1 protein-coding gene is annotated in these 756 nt (G+C 37.0%); it reads left to right on the top strand.

Going from position 1 to position 756, the window contains the following annotated elements:
• Positions 1 to 756 (top strand): RNA-guided endonuclease TnpB family protein (locus ACYQ2O_RS12525; RefSeq protein ID WP_459796744.1); only part of this gene is annotated, 756 nt, incomplete at both ends.

Raw genomic sequence — 756 nt, 5'->3', positions numbered from 1 at the left:
ATTGTCAAATGAAAATTCATAAAGCCTATAAATTTCGACTCTATCCAAACAAAGAACAGGCTATTTTGATTAACAAGACTATTGGGTGTTCCCGATTCATCTACAATCATTTTCTCAATCAGTGGAATGAAACTTACAAAGAAACAGGTAAGGGATTATCTTATGGGAAATGTTCTGCACAACTTTCTTCTTTGAAAAAACAAGAAGAAACGGAGTGGCTTAAAGAAGTCGATAGTATTGCACTTCAGTCTTCTCTACGAAACCTTTCAGACAGTTTTGACCGCTTCTTCAAAAAGCAAAACAAGTATCCTCGTTTCAAATCAAAAAATAATCCGCTTCAGTCATACACTACAAAAGAAACTAATGGGAATATTTCCGTTGAAGGCAATAAGTTGAAACTGCCGAAACTGGGATTGGTTCTCTTTGCGAAAAGTCGTGAGGTAGAAGGCAGAATACTCAATGCTACTATTCGCAGAAATCCAACAGGAAAATATTTCGTATCCCTTTTAGTCGAAACGGAAGTCGAACCCATCGAAAAAACAGATTCTTCTGTAGGTGTGGATGTTGGATTAAAAGACTTTGCGATTCTTTCGGATGGAACAGTTTACAAGAATCCAAAATTCTTTCGTTCTTTGGAAACTAAACTAGCAAAGGAACAACGCAAACTATCCAGAAGGAAAATACAAGCGCTCAAAGATGGTCGAAAATTATCCGAATCGAAGAACTATCAGAAGCAGCGCATCAAAGTTGCCAACA

Source organism: Alkalibacterium sp. m-11 (assembly GCF_054658155.1).
This window is presented reverse-complemented; position numbering and strand designations above follow the sequence as displayed.